The sequence below is a fragment of the Nostoc sp. MS1 genome (assembly GCF_019976755.1).
Taxonomy (GTDB): domain Bacteria; phylum Cyanobacteriota; class Cyanobacteriia; order Cyanobacteriales; family Nostocaceae; genus Trichormus.
The window spans coordinates 2,106,655-2,121,413 of record NZ_AP023441.1; the positions used below are offsets into that span (position 1 = coordinate 2,106,655).

The 14,759-nt window shown below is 40.2% G+C and carries 10 protein-coding genes, 1 tRNA gene, 1 pseudogene and 1 riboswitch; of the genes and pseudogenes, 7 read left to right on the plus strand and 5 right to left on the minus strand.

The genetic code is table 11. From position 1 onward, the window contains the following. Positions 1-774 precede the first annotated feature (774 nt). Positions 775-848 (minus strand) — tRNA-Met (locus tag NSMS1_RS09175). A 331-nt stretch (positions 849-1,179) separates the two neighbouring features. After that, positions 1,180-1,962 carry a class I SAM-dependent methyltransferase gene (locus tag NSMS1_RS09180; RefSeq protein WP_224092668.1) on the minus strand — a complete coding sequence of 261 codons (783 nt, stop codon included), beginning with the start codon at positions 1,960-1,962 and terminating at the stop codon, positions 1,180-1,182. Positions 1,963-2,143: 181 nt separating this feature from the next. Beyond that, positions 2,144-2,274, plus strand: a riboswitch (cobalamin riboswitch). 39 nt (positions 2,275-2,313) lie between these two features. On the opposite strand from NSMS1_RS09180, the pseudogene cobG reads away from it, so the two are divergent. The 3 genes and pseudogenes from cobG to NSMS1_RS09195 all read left to right on the plus strand — a co-directional run. After that, a pseudogene (cobG, locus tag NSMS1_RS09185) lies at positions 2,314-3,723 on the plus strand (precorrin-3B synthase); the annotation flags it as partial. Positions 3,724-3,747: 24 nt separating this feature from the next. After that, a complete protein-coding gene (locus tag NSMS1_RS09190) occupies positions 3,748-4,374 on the plus strand; it encodes a precorrin-8X methylmutase (RefSeq protein WP_224095179.1) in 627 nt (208 codons plus the stop codon). Between the two features lie 2 nt (positions 4,375-4,376). Then, on the plus strand, positions 4,377-5,078 hold the full coding sequence (locus tag NSMS1_RS09195; RefSeq protein WP_224092669.1) for a precorrin-2 C(20)-methyltransferase: 702 nt from the start codon (positions 4,377-4,379) through the stop codon (positions 5,076-5,078). 14 nt (positions 5,079-5,092) lie between these two features. Here NSMS1_RS09195 and NSMS1_RS09200 read toward each other — a convergent pair whose 3' ends face one another. Continuing rightward, positions 5,093-6,514 carry an FAD-dependent oxidoreductase gene (locus NSMS1_RS09200; RefSeq protein WP_224092670.1) on the minus strand — a complete coding sequence of 474 codons (1,422 nt, stop codon included), beginning with the start codon at positions 6,512-6,514 and terminating at the stop codon, positions 5,093-5,095. Positions 6,515-6,900: 386 nt separating this feature from the next. On the opposite strand from NSMS1_RS09200, the gene NSMS1_RS09205 reads away from it, so the two are divergent. Next, a complete protein-coding gene (locus NSMS1_RS09205) occupies positions 6,901-8,448 on the plus strand; it encodes a mercuric reductase (protein WP_224092671.1) in 1,548 nt (515 codons plus the stop codon). A 64-nt stretch (positions 8,449-8,512) separates the two neighbouring features. Here NSMS1_RS09205 and NSMS1_RS09210 read toward each other — a convergent pair whose 3' ends face one another. Beyond that, positions 8,513-10,972 carry a putative bifunctional diguanylate cyclase/phosphodiesterase gene (locus NSMS1_RS09210; protein ID WP_224092674.1) on the minus strand — a complete coding sequence of 820 codons (2,460 nt, stop codon included), beginning with the start codon at positions 10,970-10,972 and terminating at the stop codon, positions 8,513-8,515. A 483-nt stretch (positions 10,973-11,455) separates the two neighbouring features. On the opposite strand from NSMS1_RS09210, the gene NSMS1_RS09215 reads away from it, so the two are divergent. Then, positions 11,456-12,145: an SDR family NAD(P)-dependent oxidoreductase gene (locus tag NSMS1_RS09215; RefSeq protein ID WP_224092675.1), complete on the plus strand. Its 690-nt coding sequence runs from the start codon at positions 11,456-11,458 to the stop codon at positions 12,143-12,145. A gap of 106 nt (positions 12,146-12,251) precedes the next feature. Here the strand turns inward: NSMS1_RS09215 and NSMS1_RS09220 are convergent, their stop codons facing one another. Next, on the minus strand, positions 12,252-12,632 hold the full coding sequence (locus tag NSMS1_RS09220) for a hypothetical protein (protein ID WP_224092676.1): 381 nt from the start codon (positions 12,630-12,632) through the stop codon (positions 12,252-12,254). Between the two features lie 119 nt (positions 12,633-12,751). Between NSMS1_RS09220 and NSMS1_RS09225 the strand changes: the two genes are divergently transcribed. Together NSMS1_RS09225 and NSMS1_RS09230 are read left to right on the plus strand one after the other, a co-directional pair. Continuing rightward, positions 12,752-13,450: a glutathione binding-like protein gene (locus NSMS1_RS09225; RefSeq protein ID WP_224092677.1), complete on the plus strand. Its 699-nt coding sequence runs from the start codon at positions 12,752-12,754 to the stop codon at positions 13,448-13,450. Positions 13,451-13,553: 103 nt separating this feature from the next. Beyond that, positions 13,554-14,717, plus strand: coding sequence for an MFS transporter (locus tag NSMS1_RS09230; RefSeq protein WP_224092678.1), 1,164 nt, complete (start codon positions 13,554-13,556; stop codon positions 14,715-14,717). Positions 14,718-14,759 lie beyond the last annotated feature (42 nt).

Here is a 14,759-nt window from a genome sequence, read left to right on the forward strand (position 1 = left end):
TCTTTGTTGCCACCAAAACTATTTCACTTTTTAGTTAAACAATATTGTTATAATTCAGCACCCCAAAACATAAATCAATATCTTTAGTAACTTATTATTTTAGATACTTTTAATTTAATTTATATCCGTATAATTTCTGATTTTCGGTTAAGCAAAAAATGTTATGTTTCAGCAATTTTGTTGATCAGCAAATTCAGGATTAAGTTAATAATTATTAATATTAATAATTATTTAATTTGAATTAGATATCTTTCAAATAAATCAAGCAAGTATCAAGCAAACACTTAAAGAAGAGAGTGGTTGGAAAATTTAGGTTTTCCAGTAAGGGACTTCCAACTAAAAAATATTCCATAACTGTGCCGGCAAGAGAACAGGGAGAAAAAACAGTATACTTTTCCCATACATAACTCAAGTAGACTGTATGCCCTTTGTTTCTTAGGGGTGGAAAGGTAATAGTCAACTTTGTATTTGTCTAAGGTAGGGCCAAAGTAACCAGCTATCATAGCTAACTCTATCTGCCTTGCTTTGATCTCAGCCGCCACTCTTCCTTCATAGGTATCAGCTAGACTCAAAGATAAGTATTTCTGATCGCCATTAAATAAACCTCTAGGACATCTTAATCTAAGATAAGATAACCTTTAAATACTTCAATACTAACTTTCATAATAATCCTCTGACTATTTTGCATAGTCATTGGAGCCTTAAAACACATGTTTAGCTACCAAGACTGTTAGTGATTGAAAGGTGAAACCTTTACATAGGTTACTTTTTTAATGGCTCAGGTCTGACTTGAACAGACGACCCCAGGCTTATGAGTCCCGTGCTCTAACCAACTGAGCTACTGAGCCTTAGTTTTTCACATATTTCTTAATATAGCTGAAAATTTTCTTTTTGTCTAGTCCCTGAGAAATTTGATTTTCTGTATCTTTTTAATGATCCTATTACGCTCAAAGCTGGGCGTATCCGAGAGTCGGGGGTTTTGAACACCTACACCTTTATTACAACCATTGATTCTTCGTTATTTATGCGTCATACCAATTCAAAATTAAGAAAGTAATACGTAGCACAGGTTTGGGCGTTTGCATCTGTATCAGATTTTTTGTGAAATGGTATAAGAAGGTTTGAGCCTATTGCACTTTTATTTGCATAGTTTGTTTTTTCCACGCCGTTCTACTTGAGTTATTGGTTCTTATCTACAATAATAAATAAATAATCACCTTCATCATGTTTATATTTCTGTATTACTTCTTTTATGAATCCTGAATTAATATCCGTTGCTAATTTTTGGCATCCATGAGTAATTTCATCTACAGAAGCTAACATAGAGAAAGTAGAAATACCAGCACGTATATTTGCATCTAAATAAAATTCAGGACGATGTTTTCCACTATATAAAAATAAATCTTGTAAGTCTTGATGAATAGAGTAAGGCTCAATTTGTATAGAATTAAAACTAACCTCTTCTAAAGCGGATTTGACAGATGATAAACTTGGCATTTGCTGAGATGCTTGACTTATGGCTTCAGGAAAATACTCTATTAACCAATAATTCTGTATTTGTTCTGGTGTAGCTGTAAATAACACAAATTTACCGTTTGCCAAGACCCTGTGAATTTCTTGAAATGCTGAAACTAGATCGGCAAAATGATGAATAGCTAAAGTGCATACTACACCAGAAAAAAATTGATTAGCGTAAGGTAAATTCTCCACAGTAGCAACCAACCAATCAACAGTATGACTCTTCTTTTTTGCAGCATCAATCATGAGGCTGGATTGGTCTATTCCTCGCCAAACTCCGCCAAACTCGGCTAAAGCGACTGTATAGTTACCTGTGCCACAAGCTACATCTAAATACAAATCATTAGGCTTGATTTGTAAATGTTGGGCTAATCGAGAAGTTATATAAGGATCAGCACGACGAGTTAAATCATACCCCTTACTAATTTGCTCATAAATGGCCATGTGTTTGAGTCTCACAAATTAATCGAGTTTAGAAGAAGGTAATGTGCTTCTTTTTTGATGATTTCCAGACAAAACAATAACAAACTTTTGATTTGTGTCAGGATAATATTCATTCTAATTAACAAAGATTATCAAGTTAATGAAAAATATGAAGCAGTCAATATTATGACCAGCTACTCATGCTAGATTACTAAGGCTTGGTGTTGGGAAACTCCGGTGAGATTCCGGGGCTGTGCCGCAACTGTAATGTAAAGGCCAAAGAAATTTTCTTTTGACTTTCCGAGTCAGAATGCCAATTCCAAGTGTATACAGTCACTCCCTGCGTCGCACGGGGAAGGAGTTCTAGTTTTGTTGCCCGCTTTTACACCTTGTCCTGGCTTATTTTATGCCACACCTGCCCAAGATGGGATTTTATCTCGGATGAGAATACCAGGTGGCATTATTAATAGTAAACAATGTGAGGCGATCGCAGATATAGCAGACCAGTACGGTGGCAGTTATATCGATGTGACAAATCGCGCCAATATCCAAATTCGGGAAATTCAAGAAAAGATAGATTCTTCAGTTCTGCAAGAATTACAAGATTTGGGCTTGGGTTCTAGCAATACAGGCGTAGACCAAATCAGGAATATTATGACCAGTCCTACGACTGGTATTGATCCTCAAGAATTAATTGATACCCGTCCCTTCGTTACAAGCTGGGACAAATACATCAGTGAACATTCTGCTTTGTCAGGACTGTCGGCAAAATTTAGCGTCTGTTTTGATGGTGGTGGGTTAGTTTCGGTATGCGATCGCCCCAACGATATCACTTTTGCTGCTGTTTTGCTAGATGGTAGGGTTTACTTCCGCCTGTGTCTTAGTATGGGTGCAAAGGGAAACCCACCCGTTGACACTAGAATTTTATTATCCCCAGAGGAATGCTTACCAGTCTTAACAGTCTTGGCTGACGTTTATTTAGCTCATAGTGATACTAACAGTAAACGCAAGCCCCGGCTGCGAGAAGTAATTAATACTATAGGTTTAAATAGTTATCTCCAACAAGTCGAGGAACGCTTACCCATTTCCTTAAATTGCTCCCCATCTTCCCCATCTCCATCATCTCCCCCATACCACCACATCGGCATTCATCCCCAACGCCAAACAGGCTTATATTACATAGGTCTTGTCTTACTCCTTGGTCGTTTAGAAACTAAACAGTTAAGAGGTTTAGCTGATTTATCTACTAAATATGGCAAAGGAAACCTCAGATTAACACCTTGGCAGAATTTGCTGTTAACAGACATTCCCAAACAGTGGCTTACTGATGTTCAGAATCAAATTGTTGGGTTAGGATTAGATTTCTCACCCACGAATATTAAAAGTGGATTGGTAGCTTGTTCGGGAAACCAAGGTTGTGCTGCTGCTGCTACTGATACTAAAAGTCATGCGTTGGCATTAGCAGATTATTTACAATCTCGTATTACCTTAGAACGTCCAATCAATATCCACTTTAGCGGTTGTGAGAAATCCTGCGCCCAACACAACAACAGCGATATTACGTTACTTGGCGTTAATTACGAGAATGAGGAAAGATATCAAGTGTACGTGGGTGAAGGTGACAGCAAAAATAAATTTGGTCATCAACTTTATCAAGATATAACTGTTGCTGAAATGCCTACACTCATGGAAAGAATGCTTGAGTTGTATAAAAGCCAACAATTAAATCCTGATGAATCCTTTGGTAAATTCACTCATCGAGTTGGACTTACCCGACTAAAACAGTTATTATCTCGCCCAAATCCCATGTCTGATTATATCCGCGATGCCAATGAAATCTACCGTAATTCCTTTGCTATCATCCGGTCGGAAGCAAACCTAGATATCTTACCGCCAGATATTGCTAAGGTTGCTGTTCGCCTCATCCATGCTTGTGGGATGACGGATATTGTTACAGATTTGGGATATTCCTCAATGTTGGCGCAGTCGGGAAGGGCTGCACTAGAAGCAGGCGCACCGATTTTATGTGATTGTCGCATGGTAGCTAATGGGGTGACGAGGCGGCGTTTACCAGCAAACAATGAAGTTATTTGCACCTTGAATGAACCCCAAGTACCAGAACTAGCGCAAAAGTTGGGGAATACCCGGTCGGCGGCGGCTTTGGAATTGTGGAAACCATACCTACAAGGTGCAGTTGTCGCCATTGGTAATGCGCCTACAGCTTTGTTTCGCCTGTTGGAAATGTTAGATGCTGGATACCCCAAACCTGCGGTAATCTTAGGCTTTCCTGTGGGGTTTGTGGGTGCGGCTGAATCAAAAGCAGCATTGGCAGCAGATAGCCGGAATGTACCATTTATGACTTTACACGGTCGGCGGGGTGGAAGTGCGATCGCCGCCGCCGCAGTTAACGCCCTGGCAACGGAGGAAGAATAATCATGAATAAAGGTCGTCTCTACGGGGTTGGTGTCGGGCCAGGAGACCCCGAACTATTGACTATTAAAGCATTACGGCTGATACAGTCTGTTCCTGTGATTGCCTATCAATCAGCCACAGATAAACAGAGTATAGCGCGAGCGATCGCCTCTCCTTATTTAACAGATCAACAAATCGAAGTTTCCTTTCACCTCCCCCGTGCCTTAGAACCAGAAAAAGCCAAAGAAATCTACGACAAGGAAGTAGAACCCATAGCCGAACATCTCGCAGCCGGACGGGATGTAGTAGTGTTGTGTGAAGGCGACCCGTTTTTTTACGGTTCCTTTATGTATGTATTCACACGCTTATCTGAACAGTACCAAACAGAAGTCGTCCCTGGTGTATCTTCCTTAATGGCCTGTCCTGTATCCTTGGGTGTTCCCTTCACCTACTACAACGATATTCTTACCGTTCTACCTGCGCCTCTCCCCGCCGAAGAACTCACCACCCAATTATTAACCACCGATGCAGCCGCCATTATGAAATTAGGTAGGCATTTTTCCAAAGTGCGAGATATCTTACATCAATTGGGATTAGCATCACGGGCATTGTATATCGAGCGGGCAACAATGGCACAGCAGAGGATTTTACCTTTAGATGAGGTTGATCCAGATGAAGTGCCTTATTTTGCGATGATTGTTATACCTAGTAAAAATCGGTTGTAGCAGCTTGATCAAACTTAAGCAAAAGTCTCTAATATTTGGCTAAAGTCACGTTTGTAAAGCGTTTGACTATAATTTTGCCAGTCTACATCTGAAGAGTAAGGTAATCTTTTTAATGTAGCCTGCTGCACATACGCCATTAATGGACGACGTAGCGATTCATATTTTTGGAAAGCTGTTTCTACAGCCTGTCTATTATCCCAGTGATTATCTTTGGCAATTTTAGCAATTAATGTAGAGACAACTAGCGCATCCTCTAAGCCTTGGTTAGCACCTTGAGCCATAAATGGCGGCATTCCATGTGCTGCATCACCAGCTAATACAACTCGTCCAGCACTCCAAGTTGGTTGAATACTTGTATCTGAACTAGTCACACGATGAATATAATATGGACGCTTTTGTATATTACTAGCTGGACATATACGTACTAATTCCTTCAACGTATCAGGGAATTGTGCTTTTTCAAGTGCTTGTACAGTTAACTTTTGCAAATTACTACCATACTGATTTTGTATAGATTCCAAAGCCATAGGTAAATGTATAACATAACCAAATTTACCATTAGCTCTGTGGAATAATAATATCCTCGTATCCTGCATCTCACCAACCGCATTTTTAGACATTTCATCATGACAAACAGTAGTAATTGGTGAGCCTTGCAAAAATTTATCTTCGAGTTCCGTGGCTAGTTCTTTCTGGACATCAATAGTATCTTGAGAAAATATGGCTGCAAACCCAGAATATTCTGGTTTGGCAAAATCTTGATCAGGACTATCTTTATAAATAATTTTGCGAATTGTCGAGTTAATGCCGTCTGCGCCAACAAGTATTTTAGCTCGGAAAGATTTACCAACTGATTGCGGAGAATCCACTTGTGATTTTTCCGAATTAACGTCCTGCCAATGAGCATAAGGATTAATCTCTAATATTGCATCAGATACACAATCTATTCGCACACATCTATTCTCTAACTCATCTGCAAGATGAATACAACGGTGATTAGCTTTCACCATATCTTCAGGAAATAAGCTTCTTAAAACTGTCTGTAAATTGTACCAAGAAATTGATACTCGACCTTCACCATACTCTTGATACCAATTATCAAATTCAAGAGAAATTGAGCGAATTATCTCACCTTGCAAATTTCTATAATGCCATTTATGTAAAGTGTCAGCTTTTTTTGGATCTGTATTTGATGATTGAGAAATAGAAAAAGTTACACTAGCTTTTTTTACTGCTTCATAAGCATCATCATCTAAATACTTGAGTGATTTTAATCCATTAGGCAGAAGATCCAAACCTTGCCCAACTTGACGAAAAGCGCGAGTTTGGTCTAGTACAATAATATTTTCAATACCTCGCTTGCGTAAGCCAATAGCTGTAGCCAAACCAACAGGGCCAGCACCAACTATCATAACGTCGTATATATGTCTACTCATAGATGTAAAAACAATTAGATTAATTGAAAATAGAGTTCTTTATGGCTATTTCTTGACTTGATTTTTATTGTGACATATTAGTAGCTAGAAAAAATGATTTCATCTTGGTGGAGTGAAAAGTGAAAATCAGGAAATACCCTTGATACTAGAAATGTTAAATGTAAAATAAATGTAATATCAATATCCACAAATTATGTTAGACTTCTGAAAATATATTGATTTTATTAGTAACAAATTACACAAAAATTATGGTAAAAATATCCGTTTCCTAATATTTAATACCAATTGTTTAACATTCCACAATATCTTTAAACTTTTAAAGCTAGATTCTGTCTAATCGTAATTATTAATTACTATGACACCTAAAACACCCAAGAGGATTTCTCATGTCTAACTCCGAACTAGATAGAGTCATTGTTCGCCCTGTGGATGAGTATAATCAGAGATTGGTTGCTTATGTACATCCGTCTAATTGGGTAAATCCTCAACCTGCGGATACTTATGATTTGGTAGTTATTGGCGCGGGAACGGCTGGCTTAGTTGTGGCGGCTGGTGCGGCGGGGTTGGGTTTGGGTTTAAAGGTGGCTTTGATTGAAAAATATCTCATGGGTGGAGATTGCCTAAATTTAGGTTGTGTACCTTCTAAAACTATTATTCGCTCTGCGCGAGTGGTTGGGGAAATTAGCAATGCCAAAAATTTGGGGGTAAACGTTTCTAAGCAGATTAATATTGATTTTCCCGCAGTTATGGCGAGGATGCGCCGGGTGAGAGCAGGAATTAGTCATCATGACTCGGCTGAACGCTTTGCATCAATGGGAATTGATGTTTTCTTGGGTAGTGGTAAATTTACTAACAGCAACACCGTAGATGTAGCTGGTAAAACGCTGAAATTTAAAAAGGCTGTGATTGCTACTGGCGCAAGGGCAGCAAAACCTACAATTAGGGGAATTGAACAAGCGGGATATTTAACTAATGAGACGGTTTTTTCTCTCATTCAAAAACCGGAAAAGTTAGCGGTAATTGGTGGCGGCCCTATTGGTTGCGAATTGGCGCAAGTCTTCCGGCGTTTGGGAAGTGAGGTAGTGCTGATTCATAGCGGTTCCCATGTCTTGAATAAAGAAGATGCTGAGGCGGCGCAAATAGTCCAACAGGCGTTAATTCGTGATGGGATTCGCTTGATATTAAATGCCAAGGTAGAAGAAGTAGTCACAGTAACAGAGGGTAAACGGTTGTACTTTTGCGCTAACGGGTGTCGTGATTCTGTGACGGTAGATGAAATATTAGTTGGTGCAGGCCGATCGCCTAATGTGGAAGGATTGAATTTAGAAGCTGTCGGGGTAGAATACGATCAGCGCTTGGGTGTAAAGGTTAATGATTACCTGCAAACAACAAACCCCAAGATTTACGCAGCAGGCGATATCTGCATGGACTGGAAATTTACCCACGCAGCCGATGCAGCCGCCAGAATTGTGATTAAAAATGCCCTATTTTCTCCCTTTGGCTTAGGAAGGTCAAAACTTAGTAGTTTAGTAATGCCTTGGGTAACATATACTGACCCAGAAATTGCCCATGTGGGAATGTATGAACGCCAAGCCAAAGAATTGGGTATTGATGTAGAGACAATTAAGATACCTTTTAGTAGTGTAGACAGAGCGATCGCAGATGCTCAAGAAGAAGGTTTGCTCAAAATTCACCACAAGAAAGGCTCAGATAAAATCCTTGGTGCTACCATTGTCGCCGCTCACGCCGGAGAGATGATCTCCGAAGTCACCACAGCAATTGTTAACAATGTAGGTTTAAGCAAGTTAAGTAACGTAATTCATCCTTATCCTACTCAAGCAGAAGCCATTAAAAAAGCCGCCGACAATTATCGCCGTACACTTCTAACACCAAGAACGAAAAAACTTTTGGGATTTTTAACAAAATTATCTTAATTAGTCATTAGTCATTAGTCAACAGTCAACAGTCAACAGTCAACAGTCAACAGTCAACAGTCAACTAACTAATTAACGCACCTGCTTCTGAACTAGGTAAGGGACGAGAGAAAAAGTAGCCTTGAACAGACTCACAACCTAACTTACTTAAAAGTGTTACTTGTTCTTGTGTTTCTACACCTTCAGCGATCGCTGTCATACCTAGTTTATGTGCCAACGCGATGATAATCTCGATAATTTCTAGATTTCGGTTATCACTAGTCATTGGTTCAACGAAGGAACGGTCAATTTTTAACACACTAACTGGAAAACTAGAAAGGCGACCTAAAGAAGAATAACCTGTACCAAAATCATCAATTAATATCTCAATACCTAATTCTCGCAGTTGTATAAGTGTGGCAGTTGCTTCATCACTATTTTCAGCAATTACACCTTCGGTAATTTCTAAGGCTAAAGCACTAGAATCAAGACCTGTTGAGTCTAAAATTTGCTGAATCTGTTCGATCAAATTTGGCTGGGAAAATTGTCTGGCGCAGAGATTAACACTTATTTTCCTTAATGAATTGTGAGGATGGCTTACTTGCCAAGCCTGCATCTGGCGACACGCTTCATACAGCACCCAGTAACCAATCTCGACAATTAGTCCAGTTTCTTCCATTAAGGGAACAAAATCTCTAGGATTAAGTAAACCACGCTCTGGATGTTGCCAGCGTAGCAGTGCTTCAAAACCTAAAATATCGCCACTAACGAGTGAAACAATTGGTTGATAATAAACTAGAAACTCTTGGTGTGCCAATGCTCGACGCAAATCAGCCTCTAACTGCAACCGCATCAAAGCATTAGCATACATATCTCTATTAAATAAGGCGTAGCGCGATTTTCCCAAAGCTTTGGCTCGATACATTGCCGTATCAGCATCTCTGAGCAGCTGTTCTGGATGGTCGTAGTTGACAGTTGAACTTAGGGCAATACCAATACTTGCACTGGTGAATACTTCTTGTCCATCCAAATTCAAGGGTAATTTTAATTCTTGTTTTATTCGCTCTGCTACTCTGATTGCATCTGAGACATCTTGTATATTTTCTAGTAGGATAGTAAACTCATCGCCCCCCAGCCGTGCGGCTATATCTGTAGCGCGAATACAAACTCCTAATCTTTGAGCAACAGCAATTAAAAATTGATCTCCTTTAATGTGTCCCAGACTATCGTTAATCACCTTAAATCGATCCAAATCCAGAAACAAGACAGCAAATAAATAATCCTTCTGCCGTTTAGTTTGCTGGAGGGCGTGTTGTAGATGTTCCATGAACAGAGCGCGATTTGCTAAACCTGTCAGCCCATCATAAAAAGCATTTTGCCGCAATTGCGCTTCTGCTTGCTTGCGCTGTGTAACATCAAACGCTGTACTAATTACGAGACTTCTGCCGTCGGGTAATTTTCCCAAGGGTGCAGAGTAAAAATCCCAGATGCGTGTCTCACCAGTGCTAATTCTAATAGTGTATTCACCTTCTGCAATTCGCTTATCAAGACTATATAAGCGGTTCATCTCTAATTGCACCTGTTCTCGATGCTCACCATAAGCTTTTTGAGTCCAATCTGCAACTGTCCTGATTTCGTCGATACTGTATCCGGTAATATCTGTCCAAACATGATTAATTAGTAAGACTTCTCCATCTTCGGCGTGCAACATCATTGGCAAAGGTGCATCAAATATCGCTCGCCGAAATCTAGTTTCACTCTGATGTAAAGCTTCTGAGGCATAAGCAATTCTCAATGCTTCCTCTATTTTTTTCCGCTTGATCTCTAAGCTATCTAATCCTTTAGCATAGTACCAAATTAAGCCAATAAAAGCGGCGACATTACCAGTTACATGGAGACTCAAGCCAAAGGCATAATCGAACCATGCCATTTTCACGCCAACTAATGCCAAGTATCCTAAGCAAAAAGGAATAGCGATCGCAGCTGGCAGTAGCATTCTCGCCGTCATTCCGCCTACACTATCACTGATGACTAAACCCATAAAACCCTCGGACGGGGCTACCAGTAAGACACCAACCGAGAGTAGGAAAAAAGTTATACCTGTGTGAATTGCAGTGTGCGTCAAAGATGACAACCCCAATAACAGTTTGACTCCGTAAATATAGCCAATCACGACCTGTAGGGATGTTAAACTAGTTACAAATGTCAATAATTGTATTTGCCGATAACGAGTACTTCTAGAAGCACAGAGCCATAATGCACAACCAATTAAGCTAAAATTGAGTGCTGATACTGGTGATATTCGACCAGGGTAATTAGGGGTATTTGACCCACTTTGGCTGATAACTTTTAGTTGATGGGAAAATAGCAGTTGATCAATTCCCCAATTCCAGCCAAATAAATATTGACTAAGGGTAAGTAAGCCTAATAGTGCGATCGCTATAGCCAATATCTGAGCTATTCGACGCTGATTTTTTTTCGTTGAATGAAGGAAATTTAATGATAAACCAGACAAAATAAAACCTAACGCAGTGTTAGGTTTCATCGTTGCCCACGCTTGAGAGATGCTTTTAAGAACTGTAATATCAAAGTACCAGCCTAACAGTACAGCACAACCTAGTAAAGTAACAAATATACTTATAAACTTTGAGACGTTATTTAGCACATTAATAAGATTAAGCTTTAACTGATAGATGGGCATAAAGACTAATTTTTCACTTAGCAAAGTAACAATATTTAGCCACTATCTTCAACTATCTCAAAGTATATACTTTGACATCCTACTAAAGTAGGATGACGTAATACTAAATTGTAATGGTTATTATTGAGGTTAAGAGCAATTTTGATATCATCAAATTATGTTTTACTTGAAGTATTCTAGCGATTTGATTAGTAAAAATTCTTAATATAAAATATAAACTCAAAATCTGTATAAGTCCTGACCAATACAGACACAGAGTAAAAGCAAATGCTATCTGAGGCATATATGCTGGCTAAAAATTAATCATAATCAAGGAAAATGCTACTTATGCCAACAACAGCCCTGATAGTAGGAGCGGGTACTGGGCTTAGTGCCTCAATAGCTCGCTTGTTTGCTCAAGAAGGATTTAAAGTAGCTTTAGCTGCTCGGCAAATAGATAAACTTGCACAGTTAAGTAATGAAATTGGAGCAGTGAGTTTTGCTACCGACACTACTAAACCAGATGAAGTCAAGCAGTTATTTATTGACGTTGACAATAAATTAGGTTCTCCCAACGTTGTTGTATACAACCCTAGTTGGCGAGTGCGGGGGCCGTTGATTGAGCTAGACCCTGGTGATGTAGCGAAAACCTTAGAAGTTTCTGCTTATGGAGGCTTTCTAGTAGCCCAAGAGGCCGCCAAAAGAATGTTACAACAAGGCAGTGGCGCTATCTTCTTTACTGGAGCCTCAGCCAGCGTCAAAGGATATCCCCACTCAGCACCCTTTGCAATGGGTAAATTTGCCCTACGTGGTTTAGCTCAGAGCATTGCCAGAGAACTTGCACCCCAGAATATTCACGTAGCCCACTTTGTTATAGATCGCGCGATTCGCTCTACATCTCGCCTTGACCCAGCAGACAACCCTGATAGTACCCTAGATCCAGATGCGATCGCTCAAACCTACCTCAACATCCTCCGTCAACCCCGCAGTGCTTGGACATGGGAAATAGAACTGCGTCCTTGGATTGAAAAGTTTTAGAAGATGAGGGAGTCGGGGGAGTGGGGGAAGAAAAATGAATTATTTGTTGAGTAACCAAAAACATTTTTCTCCCTCATCTCCCTCATCTCCCCCTACTCCATACTCCCTACTCCCCAACCTCCCCAAATCTTCTCTGCAAGGCTAACCAATCCTCAGCCTGCATAATTAATTTGGAGACAGGTAAGCGTTTCCATTCGCCGTCTTGTTTGAGCAATATCTTTTTATGAACGATTTTTACGTCTTCAGGAGCATTGAAACTGTAGATGCGTTGTGGCCATCCTAAAGGAGTATGAATAATGAACTGGTTCGGTTGAATCGTCACATAAGGTTTATGCCAATATCCCCAGCCTAGCAAAATGATAATTGCGCCAATGATGATGCTAAAGGTAAATTGACCTCTTACCAGGAGAATGCTACCCAAAACTAGATTTAATAAGCCTAAAGGCATGAACAAATAGCTCACAGTTTTGTTGTAATGCAGTCTCATCGTTGAGTTCTCATTTGCTCATAATTTTCTGATCAAAGATAACAGCCTGACAAAGCAATAGTCAGGAGTAGAACAAGGCAAAATTTAGGTGCAAAAACACACACAATCGGAGAGTAACTATGATTGACCTTTATTACTGGACAACTCCCAACGGTCACAAAATTACTATTTTTTTAGAAGAAGTCGGTTTACCTTACAACATCATCCCGATAAATATTGGTGCTGGCGACCAATTCCAGCCAGAGTTTCTCAAAATTTCCCCCAATAATCGTATCCCTGCAATTGTTGACCATGAACCACCAGATGGGGGCGAACCGATTTCTGTGTTTGAGTCTGGGGCTATTTTGCTTTATTTGGCAGAAAAAACCGGAAAGTTAATGTCTGAGAATTTGCGCACTCGCACAGAAGTTTTACAATGGCTATTCTGGCAAATGGCTGGACTAGGGCCAATGGCTGGACAAAACCATCACTTCAATAGATATGCGCCAGAAAAGATTGAGTACGCCATTAACCGCTACGTCAACGAAACAGCACGTTTATATGCAGTATTAAATAAACGACTTGCAGACAGAGAATTTGTAGCAGGTCATTATTCCATTGCCGATATCGCCGCCTATCCTTGGATAGTGCCACATGAAAGCCAAAACCAAAACCTAGAAGACTTCCCCAACCTCAAGCGCTGGTTTGAAGCCATTAAAGCACGCCCAGCTGTAATTCGCGCCTATGAGAAAGCAGAAGCCTTTAAAAACCAAGCATTAGATATCGAGAAATCCCGTAATCTTTTGTTTAATCAATCAGCAAATACCGTACAGAGATGAGAGAAAGGGGAGTAGGGAGTGGGGAAGGGGAAAGGGGAAAGGGAAAAATTAAATCCTTTACTCCTTACCTTTTCCCTTCCTGTTGACTAATGACTAATGACTAATGACTAAACCATCTGTTTCATTAGGATTGCTGGGTGCAGCAGCTTTTATGGTAATTGCTGATGTACGGGTGATTGATCCTTTGCTACACATTATTGCTGAAGAATTTGGGGTGGGAGTGGGGAGTGCGGCTGTGATTGTTTCGGCGTACACCATTCCTTATGGTTTGTTTCAATTGGTGTATGGGCCATTGGGCGATCGCATCGGTAAACTCAAGGTAATTACAGCAGCACTCGCAGCTTTTGCTGTAGGAACGGCTTTATGTGCTTTTGTCTCTAATATTGTCTTACTTACCTTACTGCGGTTCTTAACAGGGATGTTTGCGGCGGGAATTATCCCTGTGACTCTAGCTTACATCGGTGATAATTTCCCCTATGCAGAACGGCAAACAGCCATTGGTAAGTACTTGAGTGCGCTGGTACTAGGACAAATTCTTGGTGGTAGTTTAGGGGGAATTTTTGGGGAATATCTCAGTTGGCGCGATATTTTTCTAGTTTTCGGGGTGGTTTCTCTAGTAATTGCAGGTATCCTATGGCGAGGAACACGCCACTTGAAGGAAAAACATTCGCAAACTCGGCTAGGTTGGAACACATTTAAACCTTACTATCAACTATTGACTAAACCTGTAGCGCAGACTGTGATTATTGGGGTATTTGTGGAGGGTTTTTGTTTGTTTGGAGCATTTGCTTATGTTGGCGCATTCCTCCGCGACAGATATGATTTACCCTATGTGGCCATTGGTTTTATGTTGAGTGGCTTTGGTATTGGGGGATTAATTTACAGCCGTTGTGTGCAGTGGCTAGTAAGGCGCTTGGGGGAAATTGGTTTGATGGGTGTAGGCGGAATTTTAATGTCTATCTGCTTTTTAGGAATTGCGCTTTTACCCAACTGGGGATTTTTCATTCCCTTGAGTGTGTTGATGGGGTTAGGTTTTTATATGATGCACAGCACACTGCAAACCCAAGCCACAGAATTAGCACCAGAAGCTAGAGGTACTGCGGTTTCCTTGTTTGCCTTTAATTTATTTATTGGTCAAGGAATTGGTGCGGCGGTGTTTGGCAGAGTTGTAGATAATTATGGTTATGTTCCCTGCTTTATTATCGCTGGAGTTGCGATCGCTTTTCTTGGCTTGTGGCTAGTTCAACGCAAGAAAAATCATATTTAGTAAAAGCATCATAAAAATCTCTAAAAAAAAATCTCCTCTGTA

Excerpts from the sequence above, each read along its gene's own strand:
- NSMS1_RS09180 (WP_224092668.1), bottom strand. The coding sequence starts at position 1,962 with ATGGCCATTTATGAGCAAATTAGTAAGGGGTATGATTTAACTCGTCGT.
- NSMS1_RS09190 (WP_224095179.1), top strand. The coding sequence starts at position 3,748 with ATGTCTGATTATATCCGCGATGCCAATGAAATCTACCGTAATTCCTTT.
- NSMS1_RS09195 (WP_224092669.1), top strand. The coding sequence starts at position 4,377 with ATGAATAAAGGTCGTCTCTACGGGGTTGGTGTCGGGCCAGGAGACCCC.
- NSMS1_RS09200 (WP_224092670.1), bottom strand. The coding sequence starts at position 6,514 with ATGAGTAGACATATATACGACGTTATGATAGTTGGTGCTGGCCCTGTT.
- NSMS1_RS09205 (WP_224092671.1), top strand. The coding sequence starts at position 6,901 with ATGTCTAACTCCGAACTAGATAGAGTCATTGTTCGCCCTGTGGATGAG.
- NSMS1_RS09210 (WP_224092674.1), bottom strand. The coding sequence starts at position 10,972 with ATGAAACCTAACACTGCGTTAGGTTTTATTTTGTCTGGTTTATCATTA.
- NSMS1_RS09215 (WP_224092675.1), top strand. The coding sequence starts at position 11,456 with ATGCCAACAACAGCCCTGATAGTAGGAGCGGGTACTGGGCTTAGTGCC.
- NSMS1_RS09220 (WP_224092676.1), bottom strand. The coding sequence starts at position 12,632 with ATGAGACTGCATTACAACAAAACTGTGAGCTATTTGTTCATGCCTTTA.
- NSMS1_RS09225 (WP_224092677.1), top strand. The coding sequence starts at position 12,752 with ATGATTGACCTTTATTACTGGACAACTCCCAACGGTCACAAAATTACT.
- NSMS1_RS09230 (WP_224092678.1), top strand. The coding sequence starts at position 13,554 with ATGACTAAACCATCTGTTTCATTAGGATTGCTGGGTGCAGCAGCTTTT.